This is a genomic window from Parasedimentitalea marina (assembly GCF_004006175.1).
Taxonomy (GTDB): Bacteria; Pseudomonadota; Alphaproteobacteria; order Rhodobacterales; family Rhodobacteraceae; genus Parasedimentitalea; species Parasedimentitalea marina.
Genome location: NZ_CP033219.1, coordinates 4,090,563 through 4,110,137, shown reverse-complemented (window position 1 = coordinate 4,110,137; position 19,575 = coordinate 4,090,563). Strand labels below are relative to the sequence as shown.

The window sequence follows — 19,575 nt, the reverse complement described above, 5'->3', positions numbered from 1 at the left end:
TTCTAAAGTGCGGGCAAACAGGAGACGTTCATGCATCCCAACCCAATATTCCACGATGCCGAAACCACCCAGAATTTGGATTTCGCCCGCGCGCGTGGCTTTGGTGTGCTGGCGGTGGCCGGACAGGGTGCTCCGTTGATCAGTCACATCCCGTTTCTGTTGTCGCAAGACGGGCAGTGGGCCGAACTGCACTTGGTGCGCTCTAATCCGATTGTACGGGCACTCAAGGCCCCGATGCCCGCGCGCATCGCGGTCAATGGCCCGGATGGTTATGTGTCGCCCGATTGGTACGGGGTGGCCGATCAGGTGCCGACCTGGAATTATGTTGGGGTGCATTTGCAGGGCGAGCTGGAATTGCTCCCATCCGAAGAATTGCGCGACCTACTGGACCGGCAATCAGCGTTCTACGAATCGCGGCTTTTGCCAAAACCACCCTGGTCGACTGCCAAAATGGACCCCGACGCCTTGGCACGGATGATGCGGATGATCGTACCGGCCCGAATGCGGGTGACGGGCGTGGATGGCACCTGGAAGCTAAGCCAGAACAAATCAGACGCCGCACGCAAATCGGTGGCCGCGCAAATCGAAAGCGGGCCGGGGGCCGAGCAGCAGATATTGGCGGCCCTTATGCAGGATCGGATAAAGACCACCTGAAGGTCACTGACTAGGTCACTGGCAAGTTCGCCTGCAAGTTCACTGGCGTTTTCTGCCTTTTCTTTGCCGGTCGGACACCTACAGTGCGAGAAAAGAGGAGAATTCTATGAAATTGATTTACGCCCCGACGTCACCTTTTGTGCGCAAAGTGATGGTGCTGTTGCATGAAACCGGACAATTGGACGCTGTAGAGATACAGGCGGTGCATACGACGCCGCTCGCCCCTGCAAGCGAGGTCCGGGCCAGCAATCCACTTGCCAAGATCCCGGCCTTGGAACGCGCCGACGGTCCGACACTTTATGACAGCCGGGTGATTTGCGCTTATCTGGATGACCGTTTCGACGGCGGGCTCTATGCGGGAGGCTGGGACAGCAAGGTTCTGGAGGCCACTGCCGACGGCATTATGGAAGCAGCAGTATTGGCGACCTATGAACAACGTTTGCGCGCCGAAGACATGCAGTCGCCAGAATGGATCGCGGCGCAGATGGGCAAGGTTCTGGGCGCCTGCACCGCATTGAATGCGCGGTGGATGAGCCACTTGAAGGGCCCTCTGGATATTGGCCATATCGCGGTGAGTTGCGCGCTGGCCTATGTTGATTTCCGTCACCCGAACAGCAATTGGCGCCACGGCAACGAGTCGCTGTCGGATTGGTTTGCTGAATTCGAATCGCGTCCCAGTATGTTGGCGACTCGACCGCCTGCCGGGTAAACAAACTCTTGAAAAACGGGCGGCGCTCCCAATATGTGACTTGCTTTGCGAGCGCCGCCTGCCAGAAACCTGCCAGAAAAATGGCCCGTGCGGCCTTTTGCGCGTCTTTGACCGCTGGACGTAAGCCATTCCCACCGGTAGATACCCGCCTGAGCCACCACGAATTTTCGCGGTGCATGCGCATGTTTGCCCGAAACGGGCGCTGGAATTGGAGAAAACCTCGTGTCCCACGCAGAAGACAACGAAGGCACCCGGAGAGACTTCCTGTACTACGCCACAGCTGGCGCCGGGGCAGTGACCGCCGGAGCCGCCGTCTGGCCGCTGGTCAATCAAATGAACCCTTCGGCTGATGTAAAAGCTTTGTCGTCGATTACCGTCGACATCAGCGGCGTCGAAGTTGGCACGCAGTTGCGGGTCATGTTCCTTGGCAAGCCGGTGTTCATTCGCCGTCGCAGCCAGGAAGAAATCGATAAAGCACGTGCCGTTGCATTGGATGATCTGCCAGATCAGGACGACCGTAACGCCAACAAGCCTGGTCTGGATGCTTCGGATGAAAACCGGACCATGGACGACGCTGGCGAATGGCTGGTGATGATGGGCGTCTGTACCCACCTTGGCTGTGTGCCACTGGGTGACGGCGCTGGCGATTTCGAAGGCTGGTTCTGTCCCTGCCACGGATCGCACTACGACACAGCCGGTCGTATCCGCAAAGGACCAGCGCCTGAAAACCTGCATATTCCGGTTACGGAATTCCTCGACGCAACAACGATCAAACTGGGATAAGGAAACGACGTATGTCCGGAATTCCGCACGATCATTACGAACCCAAAACTGGTGCTGAAAAGTGGCTGCACAGCCGCCTGCCAATTGTTGGGTTGCTGTATGACACAATCATGATTCCCACCCCCAAGAACCTGAACTGGTGGTGGATTTGGGGCATCGTACTGGCATTCTGCCTGGTGCTGCAAATTGTCACCGGTATTATTCTGGCGATGCACTACACGCCGCATGTTGACCTGGCTTTTGCCAGTGTTGAGCACATCATGCGCAACGTGAACGGCGGCTATATGCTGCGTTACCTGCACGCCAACGGCGCCTCGCTGTTCTTTGTTGCTGTCTACATCCACATCTTCCGCGGGTTGTTCTACGGCTCGTACAAGGCACCACGTGAAATCACCTGGATCGTCGGCATGCTGATCTTCCTGATGATGATGGGCGCAGGGTTCATGGGCTACGTTCTGCCCTGGGGCCAGATGTCGTTCTGGGGTGCAACCGTGATCACCGGCCTGTTTGGTGCGATTCCCTTTATTGGTGAAGCGCTGCAAACCTGGCTGCTGGGCGGACCTGCTGTGGGCAACGCCACATTAAACCGCTTCTTCTCGCTGCACTATTTGCTGCCCTTCATCATTGCGGCCCTGGTCATCGTTCACATCTGGGCGTTCCACACCACGGGCAACAACAACCCAACCGGTGTTGATGTTCGCAAAGGGTCAAAAGCTGAAGCTGAAAAAGACACCCTGCCGTTCTGGCCTTACTTCGTGATCAAGGATTTCCTGGGTCTGGCGATGGTTCTGGTGGTTTTCTGGGCGATTGTTGGCTTCCTGCCAAACATGTTGGGCGAACCCGACAACTACATCGAGGCGAACCCGCTGGTCACGCCTGCGCACATCGTGCCTGAATGGTACTTCCTGCCGTTCTACGCAATCCTGCGGGCCTTCACTGCCGAAGTTTGGGTTGTTCAGTTCACCTCGTTCATCACCGGTGGCATCATCGACGCCAAGTTCTTTGGTGTGATGGCGATGTTTGGCGCGATTGCTGTGATGGCTCTGGCCCCTTGGTTGGACACCAGCCGCGTGCGCTCGGGTCTGTACCGGCCGATGTTCAAATGGTGGTTTGCACTCCTGGTAATCGACTTCTTTGTTCTGACATGGCTTGGCGCCAAACCTGCCGAGGAGCCCTATGCCTCCTTCGCACTGATCGCCTCGGCATACTGGTTCGGCTACTTCCTGGTGATCCTGCCGCTTTTGGGTGTGATCGAAAAACCAGAAGCCACGCCTGAGACCATCGAAGATGACTTCAACGCGCATTATGGCAAATCGGACGCTGGTGCGACTGACGCCACAGCGGCTGAATAAGATAGGGACCGAAAAACCATGTTGAAGAAACTTGTAATCGGTGCCGCTCTTGCTTTGACCCCCGTTGCCGGATTGGCAGCGGGTGGCGAGCAGCACATCGAGTCATACGACTTCTCGTTCAAAGGCGCCTTTGGCACCTATGATCCGAACCAGCTGCAACGCGGCTTGCAGATCTACACCGAGGTCTGCTCGGCCTGTCACGGGCTAAAGTTCGTACCACTGCGCAGCCTGTCTGATGCGGGCGGCCCTGCTCTGTCGCCTGATCAGGTGACAGCATATGCGGCTGAAAACTACACCGTCTATGACGCAGAACTGGATGAAGATGTGCCGGCCAAACCGGTTGATCACTTCCCTGCCAATACGAATGCAGGCGCGCCTGATCTCAGCCTGATGGCCAAAGCACGCAAAGGCGGTCCCGACTATATCGCTTCGCTGCTGAACGGCTATACCGGCGAAGAAAAGGAAGAGGCTGGCAGCACATACTACGAAAACACCGCCTTCCCGGGTGGCTGGATTTCGATGGCGCCGCCACTGGAAGATGAGCACGTAGAATTCATCGACGGTCACGACAATAGCCTGGACAATCTGTCACAGGATGTTTCGGCCTATCTGATGTGGACAGCCGAGCCCAAGATGATGGCGCGCAAGCAGGTTGGATTTGTTGGTGTGCTGATGCTGACGATCCTGTCGGTTCTGTTGTACCTGACCAACAAACGCATCTGGGCGCCGATCAAAGGCCGCAAAAACAGCTAATCGCTGGTTGGACTGGAAAACAAAAAACCCCCGTGCCGTCGCGCGGGGGTTTTTATTTGCGGTGTAGTCAAGGGGGGGGGCCAGCCCCCAAGCGCTTTGCGCTTTCCCCCGGAGTGTTTGGGAAAAGGTGAAGATGCTAGAATCGTCAAGCTGTCAGGTGAATGCCATCAATGCCGGTGATTACGGTTGAGACGATCTGCCCCTCGACCTGTGGTGAGGCAAATTTCACTTCGGTGAACTGCTCGGTCCGGCCCATATGGGCGTTTTCCATCAGGATGTGATGTGTCTGGCCCACTTGGGCCTGCAGATGCTGCTGCACCTGTGTAGCCCCTGCCCTGCGCAGACGGGCAGCGCGCTCTTTGATCACATTGCCATTGACCTGATTCGGAATCTTGGCGGCCGGCGTGCCCTCGCGTTTGGAATAGGGGAACACATGCAGCCAGGTCAGCTGACACTCACTCACCAGTTTCAACGAGTTTTCAAAATGCGCTTCGGTTTCGGTTGGGAAGCCAGCGATGATATCGGCGCCAAAGGTCATATCCGGGCGCAGCATCTTGGCCTCTTGGGCGAACCGAATGGCATCGTCGCGCAGATGTCGGCGTTTCATCCGCTTCAGAATCAGATCGTCGCCATGTTGCAGGCTGAGATGCAGGTGCGGCATCAATCGCGGCTCAGTGGCAATGGCGCGCATCAGGTTGTCGTCCACCTCGATCGAATCGATGGATGAAATGCGCAGCCGTGGCAGATCAGGCACCAACCGCAGGATCCGCATCACCAGATCGCCCAGTTGCGGAGTGGCAGGCAGGTCAGCCCCCCAAGAGGTCAGGTCAACCCCGGTCAGCACCACTTCGTTGTAACCCTTGTCGACCAGGCGTTTGATCTGGTCCACCACCACGCCGGCGGGGACAGATCGCGAGTTGCCGCGGCCATAGGGAATAATGCAAAAGGTGCAGCGGTGATCGCAGCCGTTTTGCACCTGCACATAGGCGCGGCTGCGGGTGCCAAAACCGTCGATCAGGTGACCGGCGGTTTCTGTGACGGACATGATGTCATCCACCTGCACCGCCTCGCTCTCGCCGATGAAATCCGCTGCCATGCCGGACCAGGTCTCGGGGCGCATCTTTTCAGTGTTGCCGATGACAGCGTCCACCTCGGCCATCTTGGCAAAGGTTTCAGGTTCTGTCTGGGCCGCACAACCGGTGACGATCAGCCGCGCGTCGGGATTTTCCCGGCGCAGCTTGCGGATCTCCTGGCGGGCCTTGCGCACCGCCTCAGCCGTGACTGCGCAGGTGTTGACCACCACGGCGTTTTCCAGCCCGGCCTGCTGCGACAGCTCTTTCATCGCTTCGGTTTCATAGGCATTCAGCCGACAGCCCAACGTCGAAAATTTGGGTGCACTCATGTCAGGCTCTCCAGGAATGCAGGGGTCAATACACCGCTAAGCACATGCATTGTGGCACCGGTCATCCAGACGCCATCGTCACGCCAGTCGATCCACAGGGTGCCGCCATCCAGGTCGATCTGCACCTTGCGCCCGGTCAGCCCACGACGGGCCGCAGCCACAGCCGTCGCGCAGGAGGATGAGCCCGAGGCCAGGGTTATGCCCACGCCGCGCTCCCAGACCCGCATCCGCAGGTGATCAGGCGCCACCAGATGGGCCACCTGTACATTGGTGCGTTCGGGGTACAGCGGGTGATGCTCGCAGCGACTGCCAAACTCTTCCAGCCGGACCTGCTCGGCATTCTCTACGAAAAAGGTACAATGCGGATTGCCCATACCCGTCGCCGTCGGGCCGCCCTCGATTGGCAGTTCCAAGGTGTCCATCTCTTCGGCCAGTGGGATCTCGTGCCACAGCACCTGCGGATGTCCCATGTTGACCGAGGTCAGCCCGTCGCCCGCATCGCGCGCAAACAGATCGCCACGATCGGTGGTCAGATGTAGTTCGCTCTTGTTGCCCTCGTCCAGTAGCCACCGTGCAATGCAGCGCGTGGCGTTGCCGCAGGCGGCCGAGGTCGATCCGTCCGAGTTGTAGAACGTCAAATGTGCATCACCGGCCCCTTGTTCGACCACAGTAAGCTGATCAAAGCCAACGCCAAACTGACGGTGGCCAATGCCCCGCGCCATGGCGGGCGTGATCTCCACGGGATTCGCACGTGCATCGACAACGACAAAGTCGTTGCCTAGCCCGTGCATCTTCATAAAGGGCAGTTCGGTGATAGAATTGGTGCTCATGCCGGGCATATAGCCCCGGCCCAAGAATGAATCCACCCTTGCCATCAGAAAGTTGAAAAAAGCTCTTGACCACTTGGCTGGCTATCCCTAGAGAGTGCGCTTATCGGGACGGTTTGATTGTTACTTTCGAACTGATCTGACAGCGAATTAAGCCCTTGATCTTCTTGGATCAATTTGGTTAAAACGCGAAACACAAGCGATCTGATCGCTTGGAAAAAGTGGGCCGTTAGCTCAGTTGGTAGAGCAACTGACTTTTAATCAGTAGGTCGATGGTTCGAACCCATCACGGCTCACCACTTTTTCTCTTTTGACGTGAAGACTGACATGTGAATGTTCCTGTACGACAGGGTTCTTTCCCTTTGGACACTGCGTCTGTCGGATCTCTTGTCTCCTCCATATTTCAGGGTTTTCGGCACGGATTTGCTGCTTAGTATGCGCATAACTGACCTGGATTCGATTGGCCGTTTCAAACGCGACTGATCACTCCGCTACAAGAGAGAGCATAGCTATGAAAATCGGATTTATCGGTACTGGGGATATTACCGAGGCAATCGTTACAGGCCTGATTTCGTCTGATTTTCCAATCAGTGAGATCATCCTGTCGGAACGCAGCCAGGCCAAATCGGCGCGGCTTGCGGCGGCGGATAATCGAGTGCGGGTGACGCCGGACAATCAGCAAATTGTAGACCAGGCAGATCTGGTTTTCCTGGCCGTGCGCCCACAAATAGCCGAGCAGGTCCTGCGGCCGCTTAAATTCCACGACGGCCAGGCGGTCGCCAGTCTGATTGCAACGGCCACATTCGAGGTGCTGCTGGACTGGATAGGCGCACCCGTCCGACTCACCCGCTCGATTCCCTTGCCAGCGGTTGCAAACCGACGTGGCGTAACGGCGATTTATCCGGCGGATGATCAGCTTGAATCACTCTATGACGCATTGGGTACGGTCGTTGTTGCGCAATCATTGGATGAATTTGACGCCTATGCTGCCGCAAGTGCCCTTATGGGATTGTATTTCGGTGTTATGGAAACCGCGTCTGATTGGCTGTGCGCGCAAGGCACATCAGCGCCGAATGCACAGGGTTACCTGACTAAGATTTTTCTGGAGCTGTCGCGAACCGCTGATTCTGCGCCTGAAACCGGTTTTGACATTTTGCGCAGGCATCACTCCACTCCGGGTGGGTTAAATCAGCAGATGTTTGAGGTTTTCGCCGAAACAGGCGGCACCAAGGCCCTGACTCAGGCACTAGAGAGCGTGGCAAAACGGGTGCATGATGCCCGTAGCAGCTAGCCTTTGACCACCCTGTAGATATGGCAAGCGGCGATATGGCGGAGTTGAAATCTGCTTTCGGACCGGCCTGCCGTAACGCCAATATCTGCACCCTGTGATTGTTCTGGATATTGGATACAATATGGGTCTAAGCTTTGGAATAATTGTGCGTTATGCGGCCATCTTCTGGGTGTCGCATAACTCTTGGTACAACAGGGAGTATTGAAATGCATAATAAAACAAACCTACTCATTGCCGGCCTTCTTTCCAGCACCTTCATTGCAAGTGTTGCTTTGGCGGCTGGGACCCACCCCACAACCGGCGAAGCCTTGGCCGATGATCAAACTTTTACGTATCGTATTCTGGACGAACACAGCTCGGTTGATCCGCAAGTGGTCGAAGACGTCTCTGGCGCGGAAATTGTTCGCGACCTGTTCGAGGGTCTGATGAATCAGGACCGGGACGGTAATCTGGTGCCGGGTGTGGCCACGGGCTTCACCACCAACGACACCAATGATGTCTATACCTTCACCCTTCGCGACACCGCCAAATGGTCCAACGGTGATCCGGTACTGGCCAGTGATTTTGTCTATGGCTGGAAACGCGCTGTCGATCCCGAACTCTCCTCGCCCTATTCGTGGTTCATGGAACTGATGTCGATCGAAAACGCGGCTGCCATCATTGCCGGTGACAAGCCGGTAGATGACTTGGGCGTGACAGCCGTTGATGACCACACGCTTGAGGTGCGCCTGTCCGCGCCACTGCCGTATTTCCCACAGATGACCACCCATGCAACCACCTTCCCGGCGCCGCAAAAGGTGATCGAGGCGCATGGCGATGCTTGGACCAAGCCCGAAAACATGGTGTCCAATGGGGCCTATATCCTGACGGAACACTTGCCTCAGGAGCGGTCCGTGCGAGAGCGCAACACAATGTATTGGGACAACGAAAACACCATCGTCGACAAAGTGGTGGCCCTGGTGATTAACGACGAAAACGTCGCCCTGACCCGTTATATGGCCGGAGAGCTGGACCGGACCGAGGTGCCCGCCGGTCAATTCCCCCGTCTGCAACAGGAAAACCCGGCCGAGGCGATCAGCTTCCCTCGTTTGTGCAACTACTATTACACCTTCAACCTGTCCGAGGATGGCCCTGAAGCGTTCAAAGATCCACGTGTGCGTCAGGCCCTGTCACTGGCAGTTGACCGCAAGATCATAACCGAAAAGATCCTCGCTGGTGGCCAGCCCGAGGCTTATACTTTTGCCCCCGAGGCCACCGCAGGTTTCACCGTGCCGCAGGTCGAAATGTCAGCCATGACCCAGGCCGAGCGTGATTCCCTGGCCAAGGAATTGCTGGCCGAGGCTGGCTATGGTCCGGATAATCCGCTGTCCTTCAACATGATCTACAACACCTCCGAGTCGCATAAAAAGATCGCGGTGGCCCTGGGGCAGATGTGGAAGCAGAAACTGGGTGTGCAAACCGATCTGGGCAATCTGGAGTGGAAAGTGTTCCTGGACACCCGTGGCAATCAGGACTTTGATCTGGCGCGTGGGGCCTGGTGTGGCGACTATAACGAGGCCTCGACCTTCCTGGACCTGCTGCAATCCGACTCGGGCTACAACGACGGTAAATTCCAGAATGACCGCGTCGACGAGCTGCTGGCGGCTGCCAAGATCTCCGCCAATACCGCCGAACTGTATACCGAGGTAGAGCAGATTCTGGCTCAGGAATCACCTGTCATTCCGATCTACCACTATGCAGGGGTTTACATGATGGACAGCGATGTCGGCAATTGGCCGGTCGATAACGTTGAACAGAATTGGTACTCGAAGGACCTTTATAAAATCGCCGAATGATTGGATGATTTTATAATACTGTTCCGCCCCTTTCATCGGGGGCGGGGCATTTCCACATTTCGAGGTTCAGAATGATCGCCTTTATTATCCGGCGTCTGTTGGTCGCCATTCCGACAATCCTGATATTGATTGTTGCCTCCTTTTTTCTCATGCATTTCGCGCCAGGTGGCCCATTCACCTCAGAGCGCCCACTGCCGCCTCAGGTGCTCGCCAATATCGAGGCCCGCTATGGCTTGGATCAACCGCTGTGGAAGCAGCTGTATGACTATCTGTTCAATATTATCGTTCACTTCGACTTTGGCCCCTCGTTTAAATTCAAGGACCGGGACGTTAACGACATTATCGCGCAGGGCTTTCCGATTTCTTTCACCTATGGCTCGCTCTCATTCCTGGCCGCGACAGTGGTCGGGGTGTCGCTGGGCATCGCTGCTGCCATTCGTCACAACACTTGGATTGACTATTTCGCTGTCGGGCTGGGTATCGCCGCGCAGGCCCTGCCGAATTTCATCATGGGCCCGATCCTGATCCTGACCTTCACCCTGTGGCTGGGCCTTCTGCCCGGCGGTGGCTGGAATGGCGGCCAGTGGCCATATCTGATTATGCCAGTGATTGCCCTGTCGACCTCCTACATGGGCTCTATCGCCCGCATCACCCGCAGTTCCATGCTTGAAGTGTTGAATTCCAACTTCATTCGCACCGCCCATGCCAAAGGTCTGCCCACACGCACGGTAATATGGCGGCATGCGCTGAAACCCACCTTGCTGCCCGTGGTCTCATACCTTGGGCCGGTCTTTGTCTACGTCCTGACCGGATCGGTCTTTGTGGATATCTATTTTTCCACCGGTGGACTGGGGCAGGCCTATGTCGGGTCCGCGTTGTCACGTGATTATGCGGTGCTGTTGGGGGTGACCATTCTGTATGGCACTCTGACTGTGGTGGTGAACCTGCTGACGGATCTGGCCTATGCCTGGTTCGATCCCAAGATCCGGTATTAAGGGCGCGATATGTTTGGAAACTCAACAAAAGCCGCCCAGATTGCCGAGGACGTCACAGATTTCACCGCCGTTCAGGGGCGCTCTCTCTGGCAGGACGCGCGCACACGATTTGTGCAGAACCGTGCCGCACGGGCCTGTGTGCTGGTGCTGGCGCTGATCGTGGCCTTTACTATTTTGGGCCCGCTGTTTGCGCAGTGGGATAATGAAGAGATCGATTGGGACATTATGGGCAGCGCGGCGACGCATGGTATGCCCTCGCTGGCCACCGGTCACTACTTTGGCGTCGACGATCTGGGCCGCGATCTGTACAGCCGGGTCATTCAGGCCACCTCGACCTCGCTGCTGGTGGGGCTGGTCGGGGCCGCGATGGCGCTGATCGTGGGCACGGTCTATGGCATCATCGCCGGCTTTGTCGGTGGTCGCACCGACAGCATCATGATGCGCATCGTCGATATTCTGATGGCTATCCCCACCGTCCTGGTGATCATCTTGCTACTGGTGGTTGCTGGCCGCTCGTTCTTCATGCTGTTCATCGCCCTTGGTGCCGTCAGTTGGCTCAGCATGGCGCGGATCGTGCGCGGGCAAACCCTGGCCCTGAAGCACCGCGAGTTCATCGAGGCCGCCCGCGCCTCTGGTGCCAGCGAGATCACCATCATGCACCGTCACATTCTGCCCAACCTGTTGGGCGTGGTGATTGTCTATGCCTCGCTGTTGGTGCCCGAAATGATCTTGGCCGAAAGCTTTATTTCCTTTCTTGGGCTGGGCGTATCAGAACCCTATACCTCGCTTGGTAGCCTGATCTCCGAGGGGGCCGGTACAATGGCCTATGGCACCCTGTGGCAATTGGCATTCCCACTGTTTTTCTACGTCACCATCATCATCACCATGTTTTTCATCGGTGATGGGCTGCGCGATGCGCTTGACCCCAAGGACCGCTGATCATGACCCTGCTTACTGTGCAAAACCTCAGCGTCGACTTCGCCACACCGGATGGCACGGTCAAGGCCGTCACGGATATCAGTTTCGACATCCAGCCGGGTGAATGTCTGGGCATCGTGGGCGAAAGCGGATCCGGCAAAAGCCAGACCTTTATGGCGGCTATGGGTCTGCTGCCCTCCAACGGCCATGCCACCGGCTCGGTTCAGTTGAACGGGACCGAGATCCTAAATCTGGCGACGCCCGACCTGAACCAAATTCGCGGCAGTGATGTGGGGATGATTTTTCAGGATCCCCTGACCGCGCTGACCCCGCATTTGCGGGTCGGCGAGCAGATGCGCGAGGTGTTGCAGGTCCACCGGGGAATGGTCGGCCAGCAGGCACGCCAATACTGTCTGGAATGGTTGAACCGGGTGCAGATCCCGGTGGCGGCACGCAGGCTCGACCAGTTTCCCCATGAGTTATCAGGCGGTATGCGTCAGCGGGTGATGATCGCTATGTCCATGCTGTGCAATCCCAAGCTGCTGATTGCCGATGAGCCCACAACCGCGCTGGACGTTACAGTGCAGGCCGAAATTCTGGATCTGATGGCTGACCTGCAAAAAGAGCAGGGCACCGCCATTGCGCTGATCACCCATGACATGGGGGTGGTGGCCCGGATGTGTGACCGCATACAGGTGATGCGACAGGGCGGATTTGTCGAAAGCGGCAGTGCAACCGAGATCTTTCGCACCCCAAAACATGGCTATACGCAGGCCTTGCTCAAGGCGATGCCCCGCATAGACGCGGCAGATGCGCCGCAGATGTTTGAAACCCAGGCGCGGCCGATCCTGCAGGTCAATGATGTCAAAGTTCACTTTCAAATGAAGATGCCCGGCGGCCTGTTTGGCCACAAGATGCCACTCAAGGCGGTAGATGGTGTTAGTTTTGACATCCGACAGGGCGAAACCCTGGGCGTGGTCGGCGAAAGTGGCTGTGGCAAGTCCACACTGGCCCGCGCGGTTTTGCAACTGATAGAGCCCACAGGGGGTGGTGTCAGCTGGCTGGGTCAGCCAATTGTGGGATTGAAACGGGCCGAGCTGAACAAATACCGCAAAGATCTGCAGATCGTATTTCAGGACCCACTGGCCAGTCTTGACCCGCGCATGACCATTTCGGCCTCCATCGCCGAACCCCTGCTAACCTATCGCCCCGACCTGACCAGTCGCGAGCGTAAGGAGACCGTGGCCGATATGATGGAGCGGGTAGGGCTGGAACGGAGCCTGTTCAATCGCTATCCGCATGAACTGTCCGGCGGGCAAAACCAAAGAGTGGGTATTGCCCGCGCCATGATCAACCGGCCCAAACTGATCATCTGCGACGAGGCGGTCTCGGCGCTGGATGTCTCTATTCAGGCGCAGATCATCCTGTTGTTGCGCGAATTGCAGGCTGAATTCGGGCTGGCGCTGATCTTTATCAGCCACGACTTGTCTGTGGTCCGTGCGATTTCAAACCGGATCATGGTCCTGTATCTGGGCCGTGTTGTTGAAATGGGAAATGGCGAGACGGTGTGCTCTCAGCCCTACCACCCTTATACCAAATCGCTGATATCTGCAGTGCCCATTCCGGACCCCGATGTGGAACGAACTCGCAGCCGGATCAAACTGCCGGGCGAGTTGCCATCGCCGATGGATCCCCGCGCTGCCTTGCGATTTTTACCCAGCCGTCTGGCGGCGGGTGATTCTGACTATGTGCCGAAATTACTCGAACGAGAGCCAGATCACTACGTCGCTGAACATGATCCGCTCGAGGAAATCCTGGCGGGTTAAGACACACAGACTTGCCTTGCGGCGCATTGCCGCGAGCACTCGTTATGAACGGGTGTGCAATAAATAGTTGTCATGTTATGTAGGTGCCATCCAGCACGCTGCGCCAATTATTGATGAGTCAAATATGTACTTCAGTGGTTGATGGTTACAAACTGAACCAATAGCAAATGCCTAACTGGTTTGAAAATGGTAGCCACCACTGACGAATATAGGCGGTTGCGTCGCCAAAAATAGGAAGAAGTGAGAAGATTGGTGCATTATATTGCAAACTTCTAAAATGAAGGCATTATAGTGCGAGATTGTAATCCAAGGGAGGAATCACATGACTACTCGGAGAAAGCTACTCGGCGTCTTTGGCGCTGCGGCTCTTGTAGCAATGGGCGCAACATCGGCGATGGCCCAAGAAGTTACTTTGAAACTGCACCAGTTTCTACCAGCACAGGCCAATGTGCCAAAGCTGATCCTGGATGTCTGGGCGGATAAGATCGAGGAAGCCTCAGAGGGCCGGATCAAGATCGACCGTTATCCATCGATGCAGCTGGGCGGTAAGCCACCAGAGCTGATGGACCAGGCCATCGACGGCGTTGCCGACATTGTCTGGACTGTGGTTGGCTATACGCCGGGCCGCTATCCCTCGACCGAAGTGTTTGAACTTCCGTTCATGATGACCGACGCCCGTGCGGTATCGCGCGCCTATTGGGAAATGTTCGAAACCCATATGAAAGACACCGAGTTCAAGGATCTCAAAATCCTGGGCACTTGGGTTCACGGCCCCGGCATGATCCACACCTCGGATCCGGTTTCAACGCCTGATGACTTGCGCGGCATGAAAATCCGTGGCGGTTCGCGCTCGGTCAACTCACTGCTGACCGAACTGGGCGCAACCCCCGTTGGCATGCCGGTTCCGGCTGTGCCCGAAGGCCTGTCCAAAGGTGTGATCGACGGCACCACCATCCCATGGGAAGTCACCGCAGCGCTGAAAGTTCCAGAGCTGGTGACCAACCACACCGAGTTCACAGGCAAGGCGCTGTATACGCTGACCTTCGTTCTGGCGATGAATAAGCCCAAGTTCGACAGCCTGCCTGCTGACCTGCAGCAGATCATCGACGACAACTCAGGTCTGGAGTTCTCGGTATTTGCGGGTGGAACGCAGGCCGATGCCGATGGTCCTTCACGCGAAATGGCGTTGGATATGGGCAACAATGTCATCACTCTGGACGCCGCCCAAACTGCTGAATGGCGCGAGCGGTCGCAGCCTATCTATGATGCATGGCTGGCTGATATGACTGAAAAAGGTATCGACGGTCAGGCACTGATCGACGAAGCCACCATGCTGATCGAGAAATACTCGAAGTAAGCCTGGTACAGACTAAGGGGCCGCAGCGCGCACGTCGTTGCGGCCCTCATTACGGCACGAAGGGGATGGGTGCGTAACCATGCATGACCACATGTTAAAGCTGGCCAGATTTATGGCTGCCATAGGTGGGCTTGTTCTGACCCTGCTGATATTTCTCACTTGCCTTTCGATCACTGGTCGCCTGTTGAACGGCTTCTTTCACGGCGACTTTATGAACAGTGTCGCGCCGGGTTTTGCGGAATGGATGATCGCCATCGGCGTCGGACCGATCAACGGTGATTTCGAACTGGTCGAAGCAGGCGTGGCCTTTGCCATCTTTGCCTTCTTACCGCTGTGTCAGATCACCTCTGGGCATGCCTCGGTTGATATTCTGGCCAATAGTTTTTCAAAACGGGTGAACCGGTTTTTGCGCATGGTGACCGAGCTGGTCTTTGCCGCTGTGCTGGTTTTGATCGCCTGGCGACTAGAGGCCGGGTTGGTCAGTAAAATACAAAATGGCGAAACCTCGTTTCTTCTGCAATTCCCGATCTGGTGGGCCTACGGCGCCAGTCTGGTTGCTGCCGTGGTCGCTGCCATCGTCGGCATCTACATGGGTGTCGTACGCACTATCGAATTCCTTACCGGTCGTATCCTTGTTTGGGACGGCGTGGAGACTGAACATTGACTGCTCTTGAAATCGGAATTGCCTCTTTCCCTCTCCTGATGGTGCTGATCTTTCTGCGGGTGCCCATTGGCCTGTCGATGTTTTTGGTGGGTCTGGGCGGATTGATGATCGTCACCGACGGCACGCTGGTGGCCTTTGGTCGCCTTAAGAACGAAACCTATTCGACCTTTTCCTCCTATTCGCTGACCATTGTGCCGATGTTCCTGCTGATGGGTCATTTCGCAACGCTGGGCGGTATGTCCAGCGCCTTGTTCAAAGCTGCCGAAGGATTTCTGGGGCACCGCAGGGGCGGTGTGGCCATGGCGGCGATTGGCGCCTGTGCCGGCTTTGGCGCGATCTGTGGCAGCTCACTGGCCACCGCAGCCACAATGGGCCGTGTCGCCCTGCCTGAGTTGAAGCAATACGGCTATGCCGGCGGGTTCTCGGCGGCCACATTGGCGGCAGGGGGGACTCTTGGCATCTTGATTCCACCTTCGGTTGTGCTGGTGATCTATGCCATTCTGACAGAACAGAATATCGCCAAACTGTTCCTTGCGGCCTTTATTCCAGGCATCTTGGCAGCGCTTGGCTACGTGATCGTCATCTCGATCTATGTCCGGCTCTACCCTGACGCCGCAGGCACCCGTCCTGCGATTCCATGGGGTGAACGTTTTGCCGCGTTGTTCCGGGTTTGGCCGGTGCTGATGGTCTTTGGCGTGGTGGTCGGCGGTATCTATCTGGGCTGGTTCACGCCAACCGAAGGCGCGGCAGTCGGGGCCTTTGGCACTGGGTTGATCGCCTGGCTGAACGGCGGCCTGACCCGCGACAGCCTGACCGACAGCTTCATGGTGACGGCACGTTCCACCGCGATGATCTTTTTCATCGTGCTGGGTGCCGGCTTCTACAACGGTTTTCTGGCCCTGACCAAAGTGCCGCAGGAACTGGCCGACTTTGTCGTCAGTCAGGGACTTAGCCCATGGATGGTGCTAACGCTTATCCTGGTGTTCTACCTGCTGTTTGGCTGCCTGATGGACAGCCTCAGTATGATTTTGCTGACCATCCCGATCTTCTTTCCGGTGATCTCGGCGATGGACTTCAATCTGGTGTCACTGCCCGCCATGCAGGCCAGCGCCGCGATGGAGGTTCTGAATGTCGGGGTGCCCGATGGCATGGCAGACGGGATGCTTGCCTCGATCCAAGAGGCGATCGCCGGCGGAATGGAGCTCACCCGCGACCAAATGAAAGAGCTGGGCATCCGCGTCACCCAGGGCATGGCCAACCGGATCGAGGGCGAATATGTCGCCATCTGGTTTGGTATTCTGGTGCTGATCGTGGTCGAAGTGGGCCTGATCACGCCTCCGGTGGGGATGAACCTGTTCATCATCAATGCGATGGACCGCAAAACCAAGATGATCGACACCTACAAGGCTGTGATGTTCTTTGTGGCGTCTGATCTGGTCCGGGTGGTCATTCTGGTGCTCTTCCCGATCATAACCCTGTTGCCGCTGATGTTGTTGTACTGACCGGCCAGGTTGTCATTTCTTAACCCTCTCCGTGCAGCTTTCTGAGGCCTGGTGAGGGCGCATCTATACCAAATACCTAAATCCAGTCCCGTCCATAGCCTCACTACTATGGTCCGTGGATATCCGTGGTTATGGCAGTTTTTAGCCAGGCCCGGTAACCCATGGGTTACCCGGAAAACTCAAATGTTGCATTATTATGCATAATTTTCACGCATTATGTTGCATGACGCCAATTCAGGTGCATTATGACAGCATACAAAGGATCAACACCGCCATGGGTGTGGGGAGGTCGGAATCATTGATCCGGCTGCCATGCGAGGAGAACAAAAATGACAGCCAGCGCAAATGCAGCGAGCTACTTTGTCGATCGTCACAGTACCGAACGGCCGGATAAAATCGCATTTCGCGAGGCGGCCGGGAAAAAACGCAGTCTCAAATATGGCCAGTTGGCGAGCGACAGCAACCAAATCGCCGGGGCACTGACCCGCGCTGGCATTGCGCGCGAATCCCGTATCGCAATGCTGGTTCTGGATCAAATCGAATTCCCTCAGATCTATTGGGGCGCCCTGAAAGCGGGCGTGATCCCGGTGCCGTTGAACACATTGCTTGGCGCGGACGTTTATGATTCCATCCTGCGTGACAGCCGAGCCTCGGCCCTGTTTGTCAGTGTCGAACTATGGCCAGTGGTCAAACAGGCCGCGCTGGCGTCGCCGGATGTGCAGCACATTGTGGTAATCGGCGGTGACGCTCCCGAGGGGACAATCGGGCTAAGTGATTTCCTGGCCGGTGCCGACCCACAAGAAACTCTGTCCTGTTCCGCCGATGAGGTAGCATTCTGGCTCTACTCATCGGGGTCAACCGGCCAGCCGAAAGGCGTGCGCCACGTGCATGGCGCCCTGCGCGCCACTGCCGAAACCTATGGCAGTCAGGTTTTGAATCTTGACGAGCAGGACGTGGTCTATTCCGTTGCGAAACTGTTCTTTGCCTATGGAATGGGCAACGCAATGAGCATGCCAATGGCCGTCGGGGCAACGTCAGTCCTATTTAATGGTCGCCCTACCCCCGAAGGCGTGCTGGATATTCTCGAGGCTGAAAAACCAACAGTATTTTGCGGCGTGCCAACGCTTTACGCGGCAACGCTGGCGCAGCTTGAAATGGTGACGAAACCTAATGCACCGCTCAGGTGTTGCATTTCCGCAGGCGAAGCGCTGCCCAAGGACATCGGCCGCAAATGGCACGCTTTATGGGGCATTGATATCCTGGACGGTGTTGGATCGACCGAAATGCTACACATCTTCCTCTCCAATCGCGCTGACGACGTGGTCTACGGAACCTCGGGCATTGCCGTGCCCGGCTATCAGCTGCGACTGGTGAATGAGGACGGCGCCGAGGTCGCTCAGGGTGAGATTGGCGAACTTCTGGTCTCAGGCGAGTCGGCCGCCGAGGGCTACTGGAATCAGCGTGACAAAAGCCGCGAGACATTTGAAGGCAAATGGACTCGCACAGGCGACAAATACGAACGCGACCAGCAAGGGCGATACATCTACTGTGGCCGCACCGATGACATGTTCAAAGTGTCCGGCATCTGGTTATCCCCGTTCGAGGTCGAGCAGGCGCTGATCTCCCATCCGTCAGTGCTCGAGGCGGCAGTGGTTTCGGCGCGTGACAGTGCCGATCTGGAAAAACCCAAGGCCTTTATTGTGTTGAAGCACGGTGTGGCCAGCCCGGAACTGGCTGACGAGTTGAAAGCCTTTGTCAAAGACAAGATCGGCAAGTGGAAATACCCGCGCTGGATTGAATTTGCCGAAGACCTGCCCAAAACAGCAACTGGCAAAATTCAACGGTTCAAACTGCGCGAGGGCGCATGATGGGTTTTCCTTGGCAGGCTCAGGGCCACATGAGCGTCGCGGGTGTGACACTGGAATATGCCTGCTACGGTCCGCCGCCCGAGCAGGCCGACACAATTGTTATGCTGCACGAAGGTCTGGGCTGTGTGTCACTGTGGCGTGATGTACCGCAACATCTGGCCGAAGCAACGGGCTTGGGGGTCTTTGTGTATTCCCGCGAGGGCTATGGCACCTCGGGCCGGGTGTCGCTGCCGCGGCCATTGGATTTTATGACGCGCGAAGCAATGGATGTCTTGCCGCGTGTCTTGGATGTCATTGGGTTCCGCCGGGGCGTTCTGTTGGGCCATAGTGACGGGGCAAGTATTGCCGCAATTTATTGTGGGTCTGTATCCGACCACCGGGTGCGCGGTCTCGTTCTGCTGGCGCCGCATTTCTTTACCGAACAGATGGGGCTTGCCGCGATCAGTGGCGCCCGCAGCCGATTTGACGACGGGGACCTGCGGTCCAAGCTGGCCAAATATCACCGCGACCCCGACGGCGCCTTTCGGGGCTGGAACGAGGTTTGGCTGCATCCCGACTTTCGCACTTGGGACATAACCGAGGTGATCGACTACTTCCGAATCCCGGTCTTGGCGATCCAGGGGCGGCAGGACCAGTACGGAACGCTGGCGCAGGTCGAGGTGGTCGCCGATCGCGCCTATTGCCCGGTGGATTTATGTGTGGTCGAGCAGTGCGGCCACAGCCCGCATTTAGAACAACCGGGGCCCGTTTTGGCAGAAATTACGCAGTATCTTGCACGATTGGCGCGCATTGAAGCCGCGGAGGTTGAGACTGTATGAGGCAATTTAATGCATTATAAT

General features: G+C 56.8%; 17 protein-coding genes and 1 tRNA gene. 16 read left to right on the top strand and 2 right to left on the bottom strand.

Features of this window, described 5'->3' with window-relative positions; genetic code table 11:
- Positions 1-30: 30 nt before the first annotated feature.
- From EBB79_RS19740 to EBB79_RS19720, 5 genes are all read left to right on the top strand, one after another.
- Positions 31-654, top strand: coding sequence for an FMN-binding negative transcriptional regulator (locus tag EBB79_RS19740; protein WP_127750528.1), 624 nt, complete (start codon positions 31-33; stop codon positions 652-654).
- A gap of 106 nt (positions 655-760) precedes the next feature.
- Complete coding sequence (locus tag EBB79_RS19735; RefSeq protein ID WP_127750527.1) at positions 761-1,363, top strand: glutathione S-transferase; 603 nt, start codon at positions 761-763, stop codon at positions 1,361-1,363.
- Between the two features lie 222 nt (positions 1,364-1,585).
- On the top strand, positions 1,586-2,146 hold the full coding sequence (petA, locus tag EBB79_RS19730) for a ubiquinol-cytochrome c reductase iron-sulfur subunit (RefSeq protein WP_127750526.1): 561 nt from the start codon (positions 1,586-1,588) through the stop codon (positions 2,144-2,146).
- A gap of 11 nt (positions 2,147-2,157) precedes the next feature.
- Positions 2,158-3,498 carry a cytochrome b gene (gene petB / locus EBB79_RS19725; protein WP_127750525.1) on the top strand — a complete coding sequence of 447 codons (1,341 nt, stop codon included), beginning with the start codon at positions 2,158-2,160 and terminating at the stop codon, positions 3,496-3,498.
- 18 nt (positions 3,499-3,516) lie between these two features.
- The gene (locus EBB79_RS19720) at positions 3,517-4,251 is read left to right on the top strand and encodes a cytochrome c1 (protein ID WP_127750524.1); all 735 of its coding nucleotides are present in this window, start codon (positions 3,517-3,519) and stop codon (positions 4,249-4,251) included.
- A 145-nt stretch (positions 4,252-4,396) separates the two neighbouring features.
- Here the strand turns inward: EBB79_RS19720 and mtaB are convergent, their stop codons facing one another.
- Together mtaB and dapF are read right to left on the bottom strand one after the other, a co-directional pair.
- Positions 4,397-5,653 carry a tRNA (N(6)-L-threonylcarbamoyladenosine(37)-C(2))-methylthiotransferase MtaB gene (gene mtaB, locus EBB79_RS19715; protein WP_127750523.1) on the bottom strand — a complete coding sequence of 419 codons (1,257 nt, stop codon included), beginning with the start codon at positions 5,651-5,653 and terminating at the stop codon, positions 4,397-4,399.
- Positions 5,650-6,492, bottom strand: a complete 843-nt coding sequence (gene dapF, locus EBB79_RS19710) for a diaminopimelate epimerase (RefSeq protein WP_127751071.1) — start codon at positions 6,490-6,492, stop codon at positions 5,650-5,652. The genes mtaB and dapF overlap by 4 nt, the downstream gene beginning before the upstream one ends.
- Positions 6,493-6,703: 211 nt before the next feature.
- On the opposite strand from dapF, the gene EBB79_RS19705 reads away from it, so the two are divergent.
- The 11 genes from EBB79_RS19705 to EBB79_RS19655 all read left to right on the top strand — a co-directional run bounded on the left by EBB79_RS19705 (position 6,704) and on the right by EBB79_RS19655 (position 19,554).
- Positions 6,704-6,779, top strand: a tRNA-Lys gene (locus tag EBB79_RS19705).
- A 212-nt stretch (positions 6,780-6,991) separates the two neighbouring features.
- On the top strand, positions 6,992-7,771 hold the full coding sequence (locus EBB79_RS19700; protein ID WP_127750522.1) for a pyrroline-5-carboxylate reductase: 780 nt from the start codon (positions 6,992-6,994) through the stop codon (positions 7,769-7,771).
- 206 nt (positions 7,772-7,977) lie between these two features.
- The gene (locus tag EBB79_RS19695; RefSeq protein ID WP_127750521.1) at positions 7,978-9,606 is read left to right on the top strand and encodes a peptide ABC transporter substrate-binding protein; all 1,629 of its coding nucleotides are present in this window, start codon (positions 7,978-7,980) and stop codon (positions 9,604-9,606) included.
- Positions 9,607-9,677: 71 nt separating this feature from the next.
- Positions 9,678-10,601, top strand: a complete 924-nt coding sequence (oppB, locus tag EBB79_RS19690) for an oligopeptide ABC transporter permease OppB (protein WP_127750520.1) — start codon at positions 9,678-9,680, stop codon at positions 10,599-10,601.
- Positions 10,602-10,610: 9 nt separating this feature from the next.
- On the top strand, positions 10,611-11,540 hold the full coding sequence (locus EBB79_RS19685; protein ID WP_127750519.1) for an ABC transporter permease subunit: 930 nt from the start codon (positions 10,611-10,613) through the stop codon (positions 11,538-11,540).
- A 2-nt stretch (positions 11,541-11,542) separates the two neighbouring features.
- Positions 11,543-13,345: an ABC transporter ATP-binding protein gene (locus tag EBB79_RS19680; RefSeq protein ID WP_127750518.1), complete on the top strand. Its 1,803-nt coding sequence runs from the start codon at positions 11,543-11,545 to the stop codon at positions 13,343-13,345.
- A 322-nt stretch (positions 13,346-13,667) separates the two neighbouring features.
- The gene (locus EBB79_RS19675; protein ID WP_127750517.1) at positions 13,668-14,702 is read left to right on the top strand and encodes a TRAP transporter substrate-binding protein; all 1,035 of its coding nucleotides are present in this window, start codon (positions 13,668-13,670) and stop codon (positions 14,700-14,702) included.
- A gap of 79 nt (positions 14,703-14,781) precedes the next feature.
- Positions 14,782-15,366 (top strand): TRAP transporter small permease, encoded by a 585-nt coding sequence (locus tag EBB79_RS19670; protein WP_127750516.1) that lies wholly within the window; start codon positions 14,782-14,784, stop codon positions 15,364-15,366.
- Entirely contained in the window at positions 15,363-16,868 is a 1,506-nt protein-coding gene (locus EBB79_RS19665; protein ID WP_127750515.1) for a TRAP transporter large permease, read from the top strand. Before EBB79_RS19670 ends, EBB79_RS19665 begins: the two co-directional genes overlap by 4 nt.
- Positions 16,869-17,197: 329 nt before the next feature.
- Complete coding sequence (locus tag EBB79_RS19660) at positions 17,198-18,736, top strand: benzoate-CoA ligase family protein (protein WP_127750514.1); 1,539 nt, start codon at positions 17,198-17,200, stop codon at positions 18,734-18,736.
- Positions 18,736-19,554 carry an alpha/beta fold hydrolase gene (locus EBB79_RS19655; RefSeq protein WP_127751070.1) on the top strand — a complete coding sequence of 273 codons (819 nt, stop codon included), beginning with the start codon at positions 18,736-18,738 and terminating at the stop codon, positions 19,552-19,554. Before EBB79_RS19660 ends, EBB79_RS19655 begins: the two co-directional genes overlap by 1 nt.
- Positions 19,555-19,575: the final 21 nt, after the last annotated feature.